The organism is Streptomyces sp. NPDC059008, from assembly GCF_042749045.1.
Classification (GTDB): domain Bacteria; phylum Actinomycetota; class Actinomycetes; order Streptomycetales; family Streptomycetaceae; genus Streptomyces.
Genome location: NZ_JBHYJC010000039.1, coordinates 42,386 through 58,607 on the forward strand (window position 1 = coordinate 42,386; position 16,222 = coordinate 58,607).

At 72.8% G+C, this 16,222-nt stretch carries 16 protein-coding genes; 7 read left to right on the forward strand and 9 right to left on the reverse strand.

Annotation, left to right across the window (positions count from 1 at the left end; genetic code table 11):
- Nucleotides 1-23: 23 nt before the first annotated feature.
- The 5 genes from ACFWZH_RS31185 to lnt all read left to right on the forward strand — a co-directional run bounded on the left by ACFWZH_RS31185 (nt 24) and on the right by lnt (nt 6,560).
- On the forward strand, nt 24-539 hold the full coding sequence (locus ACFWZH_RS31185; protein WP_384438742.1) for a winged helix-turn-helix transcriptional regulator: 516 nt from the start codon (nt 24-26) through the stop codon (nt 537-539).
- 121 nt (nt 540-660) lie between these two features.
- The gene (locus ACFWZH_RS31190; protein WP_384438745.1) at nt 661-2,241 is read left to right on the forward strand and encodes a GAF domain-containing protein; all 1,581 of its coding nucleotides are present in this window, start codon (nt 661-663) and stop codon (nt 2,239-2,241) included.
- A gap of 160 nt (nt 2,242-2,401) precedes the next feature.
- Nucleotides 2,402-4,360: an ABC transporter ATP-binding protein gene (locus ACFWZH_RS31195; RefSeq protein ID WP_384438748.1), complete on the forward strand. Its 1,959-nt coding sequence runs from the start codon at nt 2,402-2,404 to the stop codon at nt 4,358-4,360.
- Nucleotides 4,361-4,422: 62 nt separating this feature from the next.
- Nucleotides 4,423-4,905 (forward strand): nuclear transport factor 2 family protein, encoded by a 483-nt coding sequence (locus tag ACFWZH_RS31200; RefSeq protein ID WP_384438751.1) that lies wholly within the window; start codon nt 4,423-4,425, stop codon nt 4,903-4,905.
- 122 nt (nt 4,906-5,027) lie between these two features.
- Nucleotides 5,028-6,560 carry an apolipoprotein N-acyltransferase gene (gene lnt, locus ACFWZH_RS31205; RefSeq protein WP_384438754.1) on the forward strand — a complete coding sequence of 511 codons (1,533 nt, stop codon included), beginning with the start codon at nt 5,028-5,030 and terminating at the stop codon, nt 6,558-6,560.
- Here lnt and ACFWZH_RS31210 read toward each other — a convergent pair.
- Nucleotides 6,529-7,437, reverse strand: a complete 909-nt coding sequence (locus tag ACFWZH_RS31210; RefSeq protein ID WP_384438757.1) for a Gfo/Idh/MocA family protein — start codon at nt 7,435-7,437, stop codon at nt 6,529-6,531. The two genes, lnt and ACFWZH_RS31210, sit on opposite strands and share 32 nt — an antisense overlap.
- Complete coding sequence (locus ACFWZH_RS31215; protein WP_384438760.1) at nt 7,434-8,717, reverse strand: FAD-dependent oxidoreductase; 1,284 nt, start codon at nt 8,715-8,717, stop codon at nt 7,434-7,436. The genes ACFWZH_RS31210 and ACFWZH_RS31215 overlap by 4 nt, the downstream gene beginning before the upstream one ends.
- Before the next feature lie 94 nt (nt 8,718-8,811).
- On the opposite strand from ACFWZH_RS31215, the gene ACFWZH_RS31220 reads away from it, so the two are divergent.
- Together ACFWZH_RS31220 and ACFWZH_RS31225 are read left to right on the forward strand one after the other, a co-directional pair.
- The gene (locus ACFWZH_RS31220) at nt 8,812-9,438 is read left to right on the forward strand and encodes a TetR/AcrR family transcriptional regulator (protein WP_384438763.1); all 627 of its coding nucleotides are present in this window, start codon (nt 8,812-8,814) and stop codon (nt 9,436-9,438) included.
- 81 nt (nt 9,439-9,519) lie between these two features.
- Nucleotides 9,520-10,242, forward strand: coding sequence for a DUF6333 family protein (locus ACFWZH_RS31225; protein WP_384438767.1), 723 nt, complete (start codon nt 9,520-9,522; stop codon nt 10,240-10,242).
- A gap of 281 nt (nt 10,243-10,523) precedes the next feature.
- Here the strand turns inward: ACFWZH_RS31225 and ACFWZH_RS31230 are convergent, their stop codons facing one another.
- The 7 genes from ACFWZH_RS31230 to ACFWZH_RS31260 form a co-directional block, all read right to left on the reverse strand.
- Nucleotides 10,524-11,063 carry a hypothetical protein gene (locus ACFWZH_RS31230; protein WP_384438826.1) on the reverse strand — a complete coding sequence of 180 codons (540 nt, stop codon included), beginning with the start codon at nt 11,061-11,063 and terminating at the stop codon, nt 10,524-10,526.
- A gap of 153 nt (nt 11,064-11,216) precedes the next feature.
- Nucleotides 11,217-11,885: a uracil-DNA glycosylase gene (locus ACFWZH_RS31235; RefSeq protein WP_384438829.1), complete on the reverse strand. Its 669-nt coding sequence runs from the start codon at nt 11,883-11,885 to the stop codon at nt 11,217-11,219.
- A 124-nt stretch (nt 11,886-12,009) separates the two neighbouring features.
- Complete coding sequence (locus tag ACFWZH_RS31240; protein WP_384438770.1) at nt 12,010-12,975, reverse strand: aldo/keto reductase; 966 nt, start codon at nt 12,973-12,975, stop codon at nt 12,010-12,012.
- Nucleotides 12,976-13,096: 121 nt separating this feature from the next.
- A complete protein-coding gene (locus ACFWZH_RS31245) occupies nt 13,097-13,867 on the reverse strand; it encodes an SDR family oxidoreductase (RefSeq protein WP_384438773.1) in 771 nt (256 codons plus the stop codon).
- A gap of 32 nt (nt 13,868-13,899) precedes the next feature.
- Entirely contained in the window at nt 13,900-14,661 is a 762-nt protein-coding gene (fabG, locus tag ACFWZH_RS31250) for a 3-oxoacyl-ACP reductase FabG (protein WP_384438776.1), read from the reverse strand.
- Nucleotides 14,662-14,986: 325 nt separating this feature from the next.
- Nucleotides 14,987-15,382, reverse strand: a complete 396-nt coding sequence (locus ACFWZH_RS31255) for a DUF3037 domain-containing protein (protein ID WP_384438779.1) — start codon at nt 15,380-15,382, stop codon at nt 14,987-14,989.
- Nucleotides 15,379-16,203, reverse strand: coding sequence for a HipA family kinase (locus tag ACFWZH_RS31260; protein WP_384438782.1), 825 nt, complete (start codon nt 16,201-16,203; stop codon nt 15,379-15,381). Before ACFWZH_RS31260 ends, ACFWZH_RS31255 begins: the two co-directional genes overlap by 4 nt.
- Nucleotides 16,204-16,222 lie beyond the last annotated feature (19 nt).

Consider the following 16,222-nt stretch of genomic DNA (forward strand, 5'->3'; position numbering starts at 1 on the left):
GGGAACCTGGATAGGGTTGAGGGGTGACCCGCACTCCCCTCTCCGATGTCGCCTGTTCGATCGCCCGCGCCACCGATCTGTTCGGCGACGCCTGGACGGCGCTGATCATGCGCGACGTACTGACCGGGATCGGCCGCTTCGACGACCTCGCCCATGACCTCGGGATCTCCCGCAAGGTCCTGGCCGCGCGGCTGTCGCGGCTGGTCGAGGAGGGCGTCCTCGCCCGCGAGCGCTATCAGCAGCGGCCGCCACGCGAGGCTTACGTCGCCACGGAGAAGGGCAAGGAGCTCTACCCCGTACTGCTGGCGCTGATGGACTGGGGCGACCGGTGGTACGCGGGCGAGGCCGGTCCACCGGCCCGTATCCACCACCGGGACTGCGACCGGGACACCACACCGGTCACCGCCTGCAGGCACTGCGGTGGCGCGCTCACGCCGGACAACACCACCCAGCTGCCCGGCCCCGGGGGCCGGGTCGGCCCGGGCACCCGGGTGATCGGCCCCCTGATCGCCTCCCGCGCGCCGGAGCAGGCGCGGTAGCCACTGCGGGCGCGGTAGCCGGTGCGGGCGCGGTAGCCGGTGCGGGCGCGGCGGCAGCGGGAACCCATCGGCTCGCATCGGCATCTTCAGGGCAAATAGACTGTCCAAACCGCCCGGAAGAGTGAGGTGTGTCCTGAAGTCGCCCGACCCGGCGGCCGACCGCTCCGCCGACGCCGCAGCCGATCTCGCCGACCGCACCGCGCAGAGCCTGCGCGAGCTGGCCGGCGGGCCGATCTCCCGGCTTCCGCAGCTCCTGGAGGCGATGGCGGCGATCGGCTCCGACCGTGATCTGCACCGCTCGCTGGCCCGTATCGCCGAGACCGCCGCCGCCCTCACCGGTGCGCGCTACGCCGCCGTCGGCATCCGCAACGAGGACGGCGACGGGCCGGCCGAGGACCTCATCACCCACGGCGTCGCCCCCTCCCCGCAGGGCCCTGGCGAGCCGCACGGCCCCGACGTCCTCAAGGTGCCCATCACCTTCCACGGCGAGACGTTCGGCGCCCTGTACGTCGCGGACCGGCGCGACGGCGACAGGCCCGGCGAGGAGGGCGCCGAGGAGTCCGCCGCGCCGGGCGGCCCGGGGTTCGGGGACGCGGACCTCCACCTGGTGCGGGTGCTGGCCACCGAGGCCGGTATCGCGATGGGCAACGCCCGGATGCACGCCGCCGCCCGACAGCGCACCCGCTGGATCGACGGCGCCGCCTCCGTCACCACGGCCCTGCTGGCCGGCCCCGAGACCCGCTCGACGACCGGGAACGCCCTCACCGTCGTCGCGGAGAAGGGCCGCGAGCTCGCCGAGGCGGCCACCGGAGCGGTGCTGCTGCCGCACACCGAGGGCGGTATGGAGGTCGTGGCGATCTCCACCGAGCTGCCCGACCCCGTACGGACCGAGGCGTACCGCGGCCGGATCCCGCCGGAGAGCCCGGTGGTGCACCGGATAGACGCCGGACTCGCGGTCTTCGCCGACGACTTCGCCACCGACCCCCGGTCGATCTCCCCGCTGTCGCGCCACTACGGCCCGACGATGCTGCTGCCGCTGCGCAGCAACGGGCGGGTACTGGGCGCCCTGGCGCTGTGCCGGGTGCCCGGCGACCGGCCCTTCAGCCAGACCGAGCGCACTCTGGGCACCCAGTTCGCCGCCCAGGCCGCGCTGGCGCTGGTCCTCGCCGACCGGCACCGCGACCGCGAACGCCTCGCCGTCTACGAGGACCGCGACCGCATCGCCCGCGACCTCCACGACCTGGTCATCCAGCGGCTGTTCGCCACCGGGATGCTGCTGGAGAGCGCCCAGCGCAAGGCCGTGGTGCCGGAGGTGCGGGAGGGGGTCGGCCAGGCGGTCGACGAGCTGGACGCGACGATCCAGGAGATCCGTACGGCGATCATCGCGCTGCAGCAGGGGCCGTCCCAGGCGCCACCGGGACTGCGTACGCGCATCCTGCGGGAGGCCGGCGCGGCGGCCGAGGCCCTCGGCAGCCGACCGTCCGTGCAGTTCACCGGCCCGGTCGACGCCCGGGTCGACGACGCATGCGGCCGCGAACTGCTGACGGCGCTGCGCGCCACGCTGACGGCGGCCCGGCCGACGCGCCTGGAGATCGTCGTGGACGCCACCGCCACGCTGCCCGACGGCCGCCCGGCCGTACGTCTGACGGTGACCGCCCCCGACACCGCCGATGGGCCCACGGTCTGGGAACGCGCCCTGTGAGCCACACCGCCGGTCCGGGGATTTCCGGGCGCCGTCGGGGACCTGAAGGGTGACCTGCAGGGAATCACTTGACCTCAATTTTGGTTGAGGTTCTAGGTTTCTTTATGTCGCCGGTCACGCACGGCGATCCCGTGACGACCCCGGCACACTGGAGGCCCCCATGGACATGGAAGTCACCGCCTGGCATTCACTGCACAGCACGATGACCGCGCAGCAGGGCCGGCGCCGGTTCTCGCGCGGGACGCTGCGCCGGATCATGGCCTTCGCGCGGCCGCACCGGCGGCACCTGCTGTGGTTCCTCGTACTGAGCACGGTGACCGCGATGCTCGCGGTGGCCACCCCGCTGCTCGCGGGCCGGGTGGTGGACGCGATCGTGGGCGGCGACTCCTCCGCCCTGGTCGTCGGACTGTCCGGGCTGATCGCCGTCATCGCCGTCGCGGAGGCGGGCCTGGGCCTGCTGACCCGCTGGCTGTCGGCGAGCATCGGCGAGGGGCTGATCCTGGATCTGCGGACGACGGTGTACGACCACGTCCAGCGGATGCCCATCGCCTTCTTCACCCGCACCCGGACAGGTGCGCTGGTCAGCCGGCTGAACAACGATGTGATCGGGGCCCAGCGGGCCTTCAGCGACACCCTGTCGGGGGTCGTCAGCAACATCGTGACGCTGCTGCTCACCCTCGCCGTGATGCTCACGCTGTCCTGGCAGATCACCCTGATCGCGCTGGTGCTGCTGCCGGTGTTCGTCCTGCCCGCCCGGCGGGTCGGCCGGCGGCTGGCGGATCTGCGCCGGGAGGGCGCCGACCACAACGCGGCGATGGGGACGCAGATGACCGAGCGGTTCTCCGCACCGGGCGCCACGCTCGTCAAGCTGATGGGCCGCCCGTCCCGGGAGTCCGCGGAGTTCGCCACCCGGGCCCGCCGGGTGCGGGACATCGGCGTCCGCTCGGCCATGGTCCAGACGTACTTCGTCACCGCGCTCACCCTGGTCTCCGCCCTGGCGCTGGCCGTCGTCTACGGCCTGGGCGGGTTCCTCGCGCTGCGCGGTCAGCTGGAGGCCGGCGCGATCGTCTCCCTCGCCCTGCTGCTCACCCGGCTCTACGCCCCGCTGACCGCCCTCTCCGGGGCCCACATCGAGGTGATGAGCGCGCTGGTCAGCTTCGAGCGGGTCTTCGAGGTGCTCGACCTCAAGCCGCTGATCACCGAGAAGCCGGACGCCCGCCCGGTGCCGGAGGGCCCGGTGTCGGTGGAGTTCGACTCCGTGCGCTTCGGCTACCCGTCCGCCGACAAGGTCTCGCTGGCCTCCCTGGAGGAGGTCGCCACCCTCGACACCCGCGGCGGCGAAGAGGTCCTGCACGACGTCTCCTTCCGCGCCGAGGCCGGCCAGATGGTCGCCCTGGTCGGCTCCTCGGGCGCCGGCAAGTCCACCGTGGCCCAGCTGCTGCCGCGGCTGTACGACACCGACGCCGGCGCGGTGCGGCTGTCCGGGGTGGACGTCCGCGAGCTGACCGCCGCCTCGCTGCGCGACACCCTCGGCATGGTCACCCAGGACGGGCACCTCTTCCATGACTCCATCCGCGAGAACCTGCTGCTGGCCAGGCCCGAGGCGACCGAGGACGAGCTGTGGGACGCGCTGCGCCGGGCCCGTCTGCAGGAGCTGATCGCCGGGCTCCCCGACGGTCTGGACACCGTCGTCGGCGAGCGCGGCTACCGTCTCTCCGGCGGGGAGCGGCAGCGGCTGACCATCGCCCGGCTGCTGCTCGCCCACCCCCGGGTGGTGATCCTGGACGAGGCCACCGCCCACCTGGACAACACCTCCGAGGCGGCGGTGCAAGAAGCCCTCACCGAGGCGCTGGAAGGCCGTACGGCACTGGTCATCGCGCATCGGCTGTCGACCGTACGGGCCGCCGACCTGATCCTGGTCGTCGAGGGCGGGCGGATCGTCGAACGCGGCACGCACGAGACGCTGCTGGCGGCGGACGGGCGGTATGCGGAGCTGTACCGGACGCAGTTCACCGACTCCGGCCCCGAGCGGGAGGCCGGGGCGCGGACCGCACGGGACGCGGCCGTGGACACGGATTCCGGCCGGGATCCCTTCGCCGAATCGGCACTGGTGAACTGACCCCCGTACCGGAAGGCCCCCACCTCTTGGCGGGGGCCTTCGGCATGCCGAAAACTGAGGAGATGACGCAGCGCGCGGAACACTCCACGGTCATGGACCGTCTCGCCATCGACGAGCTGGTCACGGGCTATGCGATCGCCGTGGACGACGGCGACTGGCCGGGCTATCTGGCCCTCTTCACGCCGGACGGCCGGGCCGACTACCGCTCCGCGGGCGGCATCGAGGGCGGCATCGAGCAGGTCGCGGCCTGGCTCGCCGAGATGCTGCGGCACTTCGCCATACGGCAGCACCTGATCGTCAACCGCCGGATCACCCTGGCGAGAACGGACGGCGCGCCGGGCGACACCGCGACCGTCCGGGCCGACTACCTCAACCCGATGCGGCTCGCCGGACCCGCGACGGACACCGGAGGCGGTGCCACCGCCCCCAATTACACCTGCGCCGGCCGCTACGACTTCACCGTCCGCCGCACCGCGGAAGGCTGGCGGCTGACCGGGGTCGTGGTGCACGAGAAGTGGCGGGAGGTACACGTCCAGGACGGCTGACGCCCGGCTGCCGGACCCTCGGGGGTCCGAATCGGCCGTCCTGGCCACGCCCCCTTTCCTTGATCGGCCCGCCCGCGCACACTGGCCGTCCGACCGGCGGAAACCCGCACGAGGGAGGCCGTATGGACAGATCGCCCGGCCGTCGGGCGTGGTGGCTGCGCTCTCCTTGGGGGCGCGCGGCGGCCGCGGCGTTCGCCGGGGCGCTGCCGGCCCTCGCCTTTCCCGCACCGTCCTGGTGGTGGCTGGCGTACGCCGCGCTGGTGCCCTGGCTGCTGCTGGTGCGTTCCGCGCCGACGTACGGCCGGGCCGCGCTGGACGGCTGGCTGGGCGGCGCCGGCTTCATACTGGCCGTGCACCACTGGCTGCTGCCGAGCCTGCATGTGTTCATACTCGTGCTCGCCCTGCTGCTGGGTGCGCTGTGGGCGCCCTGGGGCCTCCTGGTGCGGGCGCTGCTGGGCGGCGCGCCCGGCGCCGGCCGGGGCACCGCCGCGCTGGTGCTGGTGCCGTCGGGCTGGCTGATGGTCGAACTGGTCCGCTCCTGGGAGTACTTGGGCGGCCCCTGGGGGCTGCTGGGCGCCAGCCAGTGGCAGCTGCCGCCCGCGCTGCGGCTGGCGTCGGTCGGCGGGGTGTGGCTGGTCAGCCTGCTGATCGTGGCGGTGAACACCGCGCTGGCCGAGTTGCTCGCCCGCCCGGCGGTACGGCTGCCCGCCGTCGCCGGCCTGCTGGTGTGCGCCCTGGGCGCCACGGCGGCCTGGTACTGGGCGCCGGTCCCCCGCCCCGCGGGCACGGTGCGGATCGCGGTCGTCCAGCCGGGCCTGACCGGCACCCCCACCGAACGGCTGGCGCGCAGCGAGGCGCTCACCCGCTCGCTGGCCGGTCGCGGGGTCCGGCTGGTCGTCTGGGGCGAGAGCAGCCTGTACCGGGACCCGGTGGACCGCCCCGATCTCGCGGCCCGGCTCGCCGCGCTGTCCCGGCGGACGGGCGCCGCGTTGCTGATCAACGCCGACGCGCCGCGCAACGGCGGACCGGGGATCTACAAGAGCGCGGTGCTCATCGGACCGGACGGGCCGACCGGTGACCGCTACGCCAAGATGCGGCTGGTGCCGTTCGGCGAGTACATACCGCTGCGGTCGGTGCTGGGCTGGGCGACGAAGGTCGGCAAGGCGGCCACGACCGATCGGATACGCGGCGCCCACCAGGTGGTGATGCCGGTCGCCGCCGCGCACGGGCTGCGGATCGGGCCGCTGGTGTGCTTCGAGACCGCCTTCCCGGACATGAGCCGTCATCTGACGCGCGACGGTGCGCAGGTGCTGGTCGCCCAGTCCTCGACGTCGACGTTCCAGGGCAGCTGGGCGCCCTTGCAGCACGCCTCGCTCGGTGCGCTGCGCGCGGCCGAGACCTGGCGGCCGATGGTGCATGCCACGCTCACCGGCGTCAGCGCGGTGTACGGCCCCCGGGGCGAGCGGATCGGCGAACAGCTCGGCACCGACCGCAGTGCGGCGGCGGTCTACGACCTGCCGCTGGCCGAGGGCACCAGCCCGTATGTCCGGTACGGCGACTGGGCCGTGTACACGGCGGTGGGCGCGCTGGTACTGGCCGGCGCGTACGCGGGTGTCCGCGCGCTCAGCGGACGGCCTGCGCCAGCGCGTCGGTGACCACCCGTTCGCACAGCTCGTGGGTGCGCAGCGCGTCCTGCGCGGACGGCGTCCGGCCGGCCCGTACGTCGTCCAGGAACGCCTGGACGATCTGCTCGATGCCGCGCTGGCGGGCGACCGGCACCCAGTCGCCGCGCCGCCGGATGCTCGGCTGGCCCTTGTGGTCGATGACCTCGGCGAGATTGACGACCTGGCGCTTGGTGTCGTGGCCGGAGACGTCGAGGACCTCCTCCGCGGAGCCGCTGAGGCGGTTCATGGTGCCGATGGCGGTGAAGCCGTCGCCCGAGAGCTGCAGCACCACGTGCTGCATCAGCCCGTCCCGGATCCTGGCCCGCACGTCGATGTGGTCGATCTCGCCGGGCACGAGGAACCGCAGGGTGTCGACGACGTGGATGAAGTCGTCCAGGACCAGCGTGCGCGGGTCCTCCGGCAGCCCGACGCGGTTCTTCTGCATCAGGATGAGGTCGCGGGCGTGCTCGCGGCACTGGGCGTAGGCGGGCGCGAAGCGGCGGTTGAAGCCGACGGTCAGGCCCACCGCGCGGTCCTCGGCGAGTGCGACGATCCGCTGGGACTCGGCCAGTTCGTAGGAGATCGGCTTGTCGACGTAGGTCGGGACGCCCGCTTCGATCAGCCGGGTCACGATCTGCGGGTGCGCGGTGGTCGCCGCGTGCACGAAGGCCGCGTCCAGGCCCGTGGCGAGCAGCGAGTCCAGGTCGGTGTGGAGCTGTTCACCGCTCAGGCGGTGGGCGGCGCCGACCCGTTGGAGGGTGGCCGGGTTACGGGTGCACAGATGTATCTCAAGGCCCGGTTGTACGCCCAGTACGGGCAGGTAGGCCTTCTGGGCGATGTCGCCGAGTCCGATGCAGCCGATCTTCACTCGTGCTCCTTGGGTAGCTCCGCGGTCCTGGTGCCCCGCGCCTCGGCAGCATACGTGGCGGCCGGCGGCGACCAGTCGGCGATGCCGTCCAGGGCCCGCAGCGCGAGATCCGTTGCGAGGAGGGCGGTGGCGGCCAGCAGGGCGGCGCGCAGCGCACAGGCGGGCCGGGAGCGCCAGGTGGTGAGGCGCCCGATGCGCTCGGCCCGGCGTACCACCTCCATGGTGCGCGGCAGCCGCTGCCGGGTGTAGGCGGCGAGCGCGGCGGCGAGATCGCCGTCCGGCGCGGCCTGGTCCGCCAGCACGACGGCGTCCTCGATGGCCTGGCACCCGCCCTGCCCGAGGTTCGGGGTCATGGGGTGGACGGCGTCGCCGAGCAGGGCGACCCGGCCCCGGTGGAAGGCGGGCGGCGCCGCGGCCGCGGTGTGGACGTCGTTGCGGAGCACGGCGGCCGGGTCGACGGCGGCGAGCACGGCGGGGACGGGGTGGTGCCAGTCGCCGAAGCGGCGCAGCAGTTCGGCCCGCTCGTCGTCGGCGGCCCGGCCGCCGGGTGGGACGGCCGCGGTGGCGTACGCGTAGATGCGCCCGTCGTGCAGCGGCATGGTGCCCCACAGGCCACCGGGACCCCAGGTCTCGTGCGCGGTACAGGGGCGGTCGAGGGCGGGGACGACCATCCGCCAGGCGGTGAAACCGGCGTAGCGGGGTGCGGGGTGGCCGGGGAAGAGCGTGCGGCGGACGGCGGAGTGGATGCCGTCGGCGGCGACGACGAGGTCCGCGGTCAGCTCCTGCGCTGCGCCACCTGTGATGCGTACGCGTGCCGGGCGATCGGGCGATGCCGGGTCGCCCGGGTCGACCAGGGCGGCGGGGGAAGCGGTGCGCACCACGCCGTCGGGCAGCCGCGCGGCGAGCAGGGCGATCAGGTCGGCGCGGTGCGCGACCAGGACCGGCCCGCCGAACCGCCGGACGGCGGCGGCGTCGTCCGTACGGGCCAGCCGCCGGCCGCTGGGGAGGCGGAGCTCACCGGAGGCCTGCCGGGCGGCCCTCGCGCGTACCGCGTCGCCCGCGGCGAGGGTGTCCAGGGCGCGCTGGGCGTTCGGCGCGAGGCCGATGCCCGCGCCGTCGCGCCGCGCACCGCCCGCGTCCGCCGCCGGGTGGCCGGACCCGGAGCCCGGCGCGGCGGCGCGCTCCAGGACGGTGACCGACCAGCCGCGGCGATCCAGTGCCAGCGCGGCGGTGAGCCCGCCGATGCCGCCGCCGATCACGATCGCGGTGGGTTGCCGCATACCGCCTCCCCGGTCCACAGTGCGCGACTACAGGTGTAGTGGTCGCCTCGAAGAGCAGACTACACCCGTAGTGGAAGCGCTAGGCTGACCTGCCATGAACGCCCGCAGCTCCCCCACCCCGGCCCCCCGCTCCGCCTCCCGCCTAGAGCTGATCGCCGATGCGGCGCTCGCTCTGCTCGCCGAACGCGGCATGCGCGGGCTGACCCACCGGGCCGTGGACGAGGCGGCCGGGCTGCCGCAGGGCTCGACGTCGAATCTCGCGCGCACCCGGGCGGCCCTGCTGGCGGCGGCGGTACGCCGGCTGGCCGAGCGGGAGGCGGCGGTGCTGGCACCGGACGAGGTGTCGAAGGCCCCGGAGGGGGCCGGCGACGGCACAGCGGCGGGTGCGGTCGCCGACGCGCTGTCCCTGGCGCTGCACCGCTACCTCTCCCGGCACCGCCAGCTGCTCGTCGCCCGTTACGAACTGGCCCTGGAGGCCACCCGCAGGCCCGAACTGCGGGAGGTCTACGACCGGGCGGGCCGGGCCTTCCGTGAGCCGATGGTGGCGATGCTGGCGGCGGCCGGCTCGGACGAACCGGAACGGCACGCGCTCAGCATGGTCGCCTGGTGCGACGGTGTGCTCTTCTCCTGCACGGCGGGGCAGTTCCACGCCGCCGTGCCCACCCGCGCCGCGCTGCGCGCCTCGTGCGCGGAGCTCCTCGACGGGATGCTGCGGGGCTAGGCCGTTTCGTTCGGATCTTGGTTCGTGCCCGTCAGCAGCCGCCGGCTCGGGCTGTCAGTGCCCGTCGCTACGGTGCCACTCATGGCCGACACCACTTTCTGGACCTGCCCACCCGACCTGGAAGTTCGGGGACATGGCGACGACTACACCCTCACTCTCCTCCTTCCCCCCTTCCCCGCGGGCACCGTGAATTTCTCTCCCCACGACCCGAAAGAGGCCCGTCACTTCGCCGAAAACTTCGACACGGTCGACGAGATCCTCGAAGAGCTGCCCCCCGCCTCCGCAGCCGACTCGCTGGCTCTGGGGACGCGGTCGGACCTGGAGATCATCAAGGTGGGCTGCTGGGGCAATGTCATCTCCATAACCGACCCGTCCCTGGCCGACAACATCGGCGACTGCCCACTGCTCGGGGCATCCAACACTCTCCGCGAGCGCTACCCCGACGCCAGGATCGTCGGATCGGCCGACGTCCACCTCGGAGGAGACCACACCGAAGACACCATCCAGCTTCCCGACGGCGTGATGCTGCACGCCGAAGGCTGGCTCGGCGTGGAACCTTTGGAAGTCACCGGCGACCCTCAGGCCGTAGTGCGCGCCCTCGCCATCAGCTCCGAGGCCCTCGCCCAGGAAGCAATCGATCTGGACGAGGAGCCCGACGAAATCGACTGGCGGGCCCTGGGCCGGCTTGCGCTTGGACCATGCGACCCGTGGGGCCGCGCGGACCTCCGGATGTCCGTCTTCCGCGTCCGCCACACCAGCGGCTCCACGCTCCGGATGGAAGAGTCCTGGTTCTTCAACCAGTAGAGATCCGGAAGCCGGCTCCAGGTCGCCCACGTATCTTGATCGATTCGCAGTCCCATGCGGTCCGCATCACAGGCGGCGAGGCAGTCTCTGGGGCCGCGTGGCCGCCGACGCTCGTGAAACGCCGCGAGGTGCCGTGCCCGGCGCCGCGGACCCGGCCATGACCCATCGGACAGGCTCTAGGGGGCATCAGCGGGCCCACGGAGATCGACGCGGTCCCGTGGAGATCGACGCCGTCCCGTGGAGATCGACACGGTCGCGCGGAGACGCGCTCGGGACGGCCCCTACGCCGTTCGCCCGGCCGCGCGGTCGATCCGCAGCTCCAGGCGCTCGATCGCGTCCCTGAGCCCCTGGCGGTACTCGCCGTCGGCGAGGGCGTTGACCGACGCCCGGGCGCGCAGCAACTGGGCGCGGGCATCGGCCGTCCGGTCCAGTGCGGCGTAGTCGGCCGCGATGTTGAGATGCAGCGAGGGGAAGAACGCGCGCAGCGCGACGAGGGGGTGACGCGGCCCCGGCCCGTCGGCGACGCTCACCTCCCCGGGCGCGGATCCGCCGCGGTCGGGCCGCTCGGTGACGAAGCCCTCGGCCGCCTCCAGGGCTCTCAGGTCCCAGTCGAGCTCGTCCCTGGGGTCGTCCTGGGTGTCGGCCATGTAGTGGGCCAGGGTGCAGCGGTGGAAGGCGTCTCCGTGCGGTCCGATCTCGTGCCACAGCGCGGAGAGGCGGTTGCGGGCCTCTTCCCGGTCACCCGCGCGATGCAGCATGATCGCCTGGCCGATCCGGGTCAGCACGCCGTCCTCGGGCGTCGCCTCCCGCCGCTTGTCCATCACCGCGCACTCCCGGGGTTCGCTCACCACCGTCACTGCTGTTCCCTCGACGCTAACCGCCGCCGGAAACCTTCGCGCGGTGTGGGCGACGCACCGGGTGGCCGGGCCCGCCCGGCGGATCGCACGGACGGGCACGGCGCGGGCCGCCAGGGCTCAGCCCAGGTCAGGGATCCGCCAGTCGATCGGGGCGTGCCCCTGCGCGGCGATCGCGTCGTTGATCTGGGTGAAGGGGCGGGAGCCGAAGAACTTCTTCGCCGACAGCGGGGAGGGGTGGGCGCCCTGCACCACCGCATGCCGCTCCTCGTCGATCAGCGGCAGCTTCTTCTTGGCGTAGTTCCCCCAGAGCACGAAGACCGCCGGGTCGGGCCGGGAGGCCACCGCCCGGATCACCGCGTCGGTGACCTTCTCCCATCCCTTGCCCTTGTGGGAATTGGCCTCGGCCTCGCGGACCGTCAGGACGGCGTTCAGCAGCAGTACGCCCTGCTGGGCCCAGGGCATCAGATAGCCGTTGTCCGGGATCGGGTGGCCCAGCTCCTCCTTCATCTCCTTGTAGATGTTCCGCAGCGACGGCGGCGTCCTGACACCGGGCTGCACGGAGAAGCACAGGCCGTGGCCCTGCCCCGCGCCGTGGTACGGGTCCTGCCCGAGGATGAGCACCTTCACCTGGTCGTAGGGCGTCGCCTCCAGCGCCGCGAAGACCTGCTCGCGGGGCGGGTAGACCGGGCCGTTGGCCCGCTCCTGCTCGACGAAGTCGGTGAGCTCCTTGAAATAGGGCTTCTCCAACTCCTCGCCGAGTACCCCGCGCCAGGACTCGGGCAGCATGTCGGTCACCACGTCAACAACCTCCGGTGTGCGTTGCGTTCTCCGTCACAGAACCTACCGGCGACCACTGACAACGCCGTCCGCGGGCCGATGCGCCGGGCCCGCGGCCGGTGGCCGGCCCGCGTCAGGCGGTGTCGAGCCGGGCCCGCTGGACGGGGTCCAGCCGCAGGTCGAGTGCCGCCAGCCCCTCGTCCAGCTGCGCCACCGAGCTCACGCCCAGCACGGGCACGACGGGCAGCTCCCCGCCCATCAGCCAGGCCAGCACCACCTGGTTCACGGTGGCCCCGCACTCCGCCGCGACCTCCGCCAGTACCCGCAGCCGCGCCACCGATCCGGGGTGGTCGTAGACCTCCGGCAGCGGGCGGTCGGCACGCGTGTACGCCCCTCCCATCAGCGTCCCATACCCGACCGGCGTCAGATCGGGGTGCGCCGCCGCGTAGTCGAGCAGCTCCTCGTCGGCCTCCACATGGTGGCCGGAGGGCAGGCCCCGGCGCGGCCGCAGATAGGTGTGCCGCCGCTGTACGGCCCTGAAACCGGGCAGGTCGCGCCCGGCGGCGGTGTGCCGGGCCTCGGCCAGCCGCCAGGTCCGGTGGTCGCCGGCGCCGAGGGTGCCCACCCTGCCGTCCTGGACGAGGCCGGCCAGCGCCTCGACCGTCTCCTCCAGAGGGACCGAGCGGTCCTCGAGGTGCGCGTAGTACAGGTCCACCCGGTCGGTGCCCAGCCTGCGCAGGCTGCCCTCGATGCCGGCGCGTACGGCCGCCGCGGACAGGCCCTCCGCGTTGGCGGGCCACCGGGCGCCGCGGGCCGGATCGGGCCGGGCGCCGACCTTGGTGGCCAGCACCGTGCGGCCGGCCGTGCCACGGCTGCGCAGCCAGCGGCCGAGCAGCAGCTCGCTCTCGTCGCCGGTGGTGCCCGGCACCCAGCAGGCGTAGTGGTTCGCGGTGTCGACGAAGGTGCCGCCGGCCGCCGCGAAGCGGTCCAGGATCGCGAACGAGGTCGGTTCGTCGACGGTGGTGCCGAACGGCAGCGTCCCCAGGCAGACGGCGCTGATCCGGGGCCCTTGATCACCGCCGAGCGTGCGGTAGTGCATGGCATGCCTCCCTGGCAGGTCCGCCGACGCGGGTGGTGCCGGCCCCGAAGGGACCGGCACCACGGACTCTGCCTCTTGGAGCGCACACCAAGGCAAGGCCGCCGCGCGGCCCGCCCGGTCGTCAGACCCCGGCGTTGAGGAACAGACCGCCGTCCACGACCAGCGTCTGCCCGGTGATCCAGCCCGAGTCGCCGGAGAGCAGGAAGGCCGCGGCCCCGCCGATGTCCTCCGGGACGCCCAGCCGCGCCATCGGGTAGCCGGCCGCCGCCTCCTCCTCGCGGTTCTCGTAGAGCGCCGCAGCGAACTTGGTCTTGATCACTGCCGGCGCGATGGAGTTGACCCGCACCACCGGCGCGAACTCGTGGGCGAGCTGCACCGTGAGGTTCACCATCGCGGCCTTGCTGATGCCGTACGCGCCGATGAACGGCGAGGCGTTCAGCCCGGCGATCGAGGCAATGTTGACGATCGCCCCGCCGTTGTCCTTCTGCCAGGCGTGCCAGGTGCGCTGGGCGAAGCCGAGCGCGGAGATGACGTTGGTCTCGAAGACCTTGCGCGCGACATTGAGGTCGAGGTCGGCGATCGGGCCGAACACCGGGTTCGTGCCCGCGTTGTTGACGAGGTAGTCGACCCGGCCGAAGGCCTCCATCGCGCGTTCGACGGCGACGGCCTGGTGCTCCTCGTCGTGCGCCTTGCCGGCAACACCGATCACCCGGTCCGCGCCGAGCTTCTCGGCGGCTTCCTTGAGGGCGTCCTCGTTGCGGCCGGTGATGACGACCCGGTCGCCGCGGGCCACCAGGGCCTCGGCGATGCCGTAGCCGATTCCGCGGCTGGCGCCGGTGACCAGCGCCACCTTGCCGGAGGGCTCGGGGAGCCCGCTGTCCTGCTCGGTCATGTCCTGTGCTCCTGAGGTGGGTGGTGCGGCGGTCAGTTGAGCGGGCCGCCGGCGACGTACATGACCTGGCCGGACACGAAGCCGGCCGCGTCGCCGGTGAAGAAGGCGATCGCGTTGGCGATGTCGTCGGGCCGGCCGACCCGCTGCACCGGGATCTGGGTGGCGGCCGCGGCCTGGAAGTCCTCGAAGTCCATGCCGACGCGCTCGGCGGTGGCCGCGGTCATGTCGGTGACGATGAAGCCGGGGGCGACGGCGTTGGCGGTGACGCCGAACTTGCCGAGTTCGATGGCGAGTGTCTTGGTGAAGCCCTGCAGACCGGCCTTGGCCGTCGCGTAGTTGGCCTGGCCGCGGTTGCCGAGCGCCGAGCTGGAGGAGAGGTTGACGATCCGGCCGAACCCGGCGTCCACCATGTGCTTCTGGCAGGCGCGGGACATCAGGAACGCACCCCGCAGATGCACGTTCATGACCGTGTCCCAGTCGGTCTCGCTCATCTTGAACAGCAGATTGTCGCGAAGCACACCGGCGTTGTTGACGAGGACGGTCGGCGCGCCGAGCTCGGAGGCGACCCGGGTGACCGCCGCCTCCACCTGCTCCGCATCCGAGACGTCACAGCCGACCGCGATGGCCTTGCCGCCGGCCGCGGTGATCTTCTCGACGGTGTCCTTGCAGGCCGCCTCGTCGAGGTCCAGTACGGCGACGGCACGGCCCTCGGCGGCCAGGCGTACGGCGGTGGCCGCGCCGATACCGCGGGCCGCGCCCGTCACGATGGCGACGCGCTGCTCGGTGGTGGACATGCGGGTTCTCCTCACCCTTGAAACCTCGACAAGCGGTCCGCCGCACCGATCCCGTAGGTGAGCAACCGCTTAGTACCCTGAGCAGGGCTGACGCTAGAAGCCCCGCCACGCGCTGTCAACGCCCCACCACCGCGCCGTTGCCGACCTCACCTCGACGCGCACCAAAACCGGGCGGGTTCGCGCCATACGTACGGGCTCTCACCATGCATGCGGGCCCTCGCCACACATAACGGGCTCTCGCCGCACATACGGGCCCTCGCCACACATAGCGGCGCCCGGCCCGCCCTACGGCAGACCGGGCGCCCGCGCCAAGGCGTCCGCCACGTCAGCGCACCAACAGCTCCAGCAACCGCTCCGCCTCCGCCGCGGGGTCGGCGGTCAGGCCGGTGTGCACCGGGCCGGGCTGGACGATGGTGCTGCGCGGCGCGATCAGCCAGCGGAAACGCCGTCCCGCGTCGTCGCCGGCCGCCTGTCCGGCCCGTTCACCGCCCTCGCAGATACCCTCGACGGCGCAGAGCGCGGCCCGTACGCCGGCGACGTCGGCCGTGGGGTCCAGGGCCAGCAGCCGGGCCTCGTCCAGATGGGTCCTGGCCTCGACGAAGCGCCGGGCATGGCAGTACACGACCACCCCGGCATTGATCATCTCGCCGCGCTCCACCCGGGGCACGACCTTCAGCAGGGCGTACTCGAAGACATCGCGTCCGTTGTGCAGACCGGTCACTTCACTGCCCTCCGCGGCAACTTTCCGGCCAGCCATGCAGGGGCCTGCGAGGGCTTGTCCTTGGTGGGCTCCCCGATGGTGATGTGGTCGCTGATCGTCTGCGCGCGGGCCAGCAGCGTCTTGACGTACGCCTGGCGCAGCACGTCCGGCGAGTCGAAGCCGGGCTCGTCCGTCAGCCATTCGTCCGGGACGTCCGCCGCGATCTCGGTCAGCAGTTCCTCGGTGATCTGCGGCGCGAACTCGGCGGCCGCCGCCTCGATGTCCGGGCCGAAGGTGGCCAGCACGTGGTCGGAGGCGTTGTAGGGCCGGGCCGCGGCCTTCTCCGCGCTCGGCCAGTTGTGGTGCCAGATCATGGCGGCACCGTGGTCGATCAGCCACAGTTCGCCGTGCCAGACCAGCAGATTGGGGTTGCGCCAGGACCGGTCGACGTTGTTGATCAGCGCGTCGAACCACACCACCCGCCCCGCCTCACGGGAACCGACCTCGAAGGCGAGCGGATCGAAGCCCAGCGACCCGGGGAGGTAGTCCATGCCCAGGTTCAGCCCCCCGCTGGCCTTGAGCAGCTCCTGGACCTCCTGGTCGGGCTCGCCGAGCCCGATGACGGGATCGAGCTGCATCCGCACCAGGTCCGGCACCCGCAGCCCGAGCCGGCGGCCCAGCTGCCCGCAGATGATCTCCGCAACGAGGGTCTTGCGGCCCTGCCCGGCACCGGTGAACTTCATGATGTAGGTACCGAGATCGTCACCCTCAACGATTCCCGGAAGCGATCCGCCCTCACGCAAGGGCGTGACATAGCGAGTCGCCATCACTTCTGTCAGCATTTTCCCAGGCTATCTGACC

Coding starts and splice junctions, on each gene's coding strand:
- ACFWZH_RS31195 (WP_384438748.1), top strand. CDS start 2,402: ATGGACATGGAAGTCACCGCCTGGCATTCACTGCACAGCACGATGACC.
- ACFWZH_RS31200 (WP_384438751.1), top strand. CDS start 4,423: ATGACGCAGCGCGCGGAACACTCCACGGTCATGGACCGTCTCGCCATC.
- lnt (WP_384438754.1), top strand. CDS start 5,028: ATGGACAGATCGCCCGGCCGTCGGGCGTGGTGGCTGCGCTCTCCTTGG.
- ACFWZH_RS31215 (WP_384438760.1), bottom strand. CDS start 8,717: ATGCGGCAACCCACCGCGATCGTGATCGGCGGCGGCATCGGCGGGCTC.
- ACFWZH_RS31220 (WP_384438763.1), top strand. CDS start 8,812: ATGAACGCCCGCAGCTCCCCCACCCCGGCCCCCCGCTCCGCCTCCCGC.
- ACFWZH_RS31225 (WP_384438767.1), top strand. CDS start 9,520: ATGGCCGACACCACTTTCTGGACCTGCCCACCCGACCTGGAAGTTCGG.
- ACFWZH_RS31230 (WP_384438826.1), bottom strand. CDS start 11,063: ATGGACAAGCGGCGGGAGGCGACGCCCGAGGACGGCGTGCTGACCCGG.
- ACFWZH_RS31235 (WP_384438829.1), bottom strand. CDS start 11,885: ATGCTGCCCGAGTCCTGGCGCGGGGTACTCGGCGAGGAGTTGGAGAAG.
- ACFWZH_RS31240 (WP_384438770.1), bottom strand. CDS start 12,975: ATGCACTACCGCACGCTCGGCGGTGATCAAGGGCCCCGGATCAGCGCC.
- ACFWZH_RS31245 (WP_384438773.1), bottom strand. CDS start 13,867: ATGACCGAGCAGGACAGCGGGCTCCCCGAGCCCTCCGGCAAGGTGGCG.
- fabG (WP_384438776.1), bottom strand. CDS start 14,661: ATGTCCACCACCGAGCAGCGCGTCGCCATCGTGACGGGCGCGGCCCGC.
- ACFWZH_RS31260 (WP_384438782.1), bottom strand. CDS start 16,203: ATGCTGACAGAAGTGATGGCGACTCGCTATGTCACGCCCTTGCGTGAG.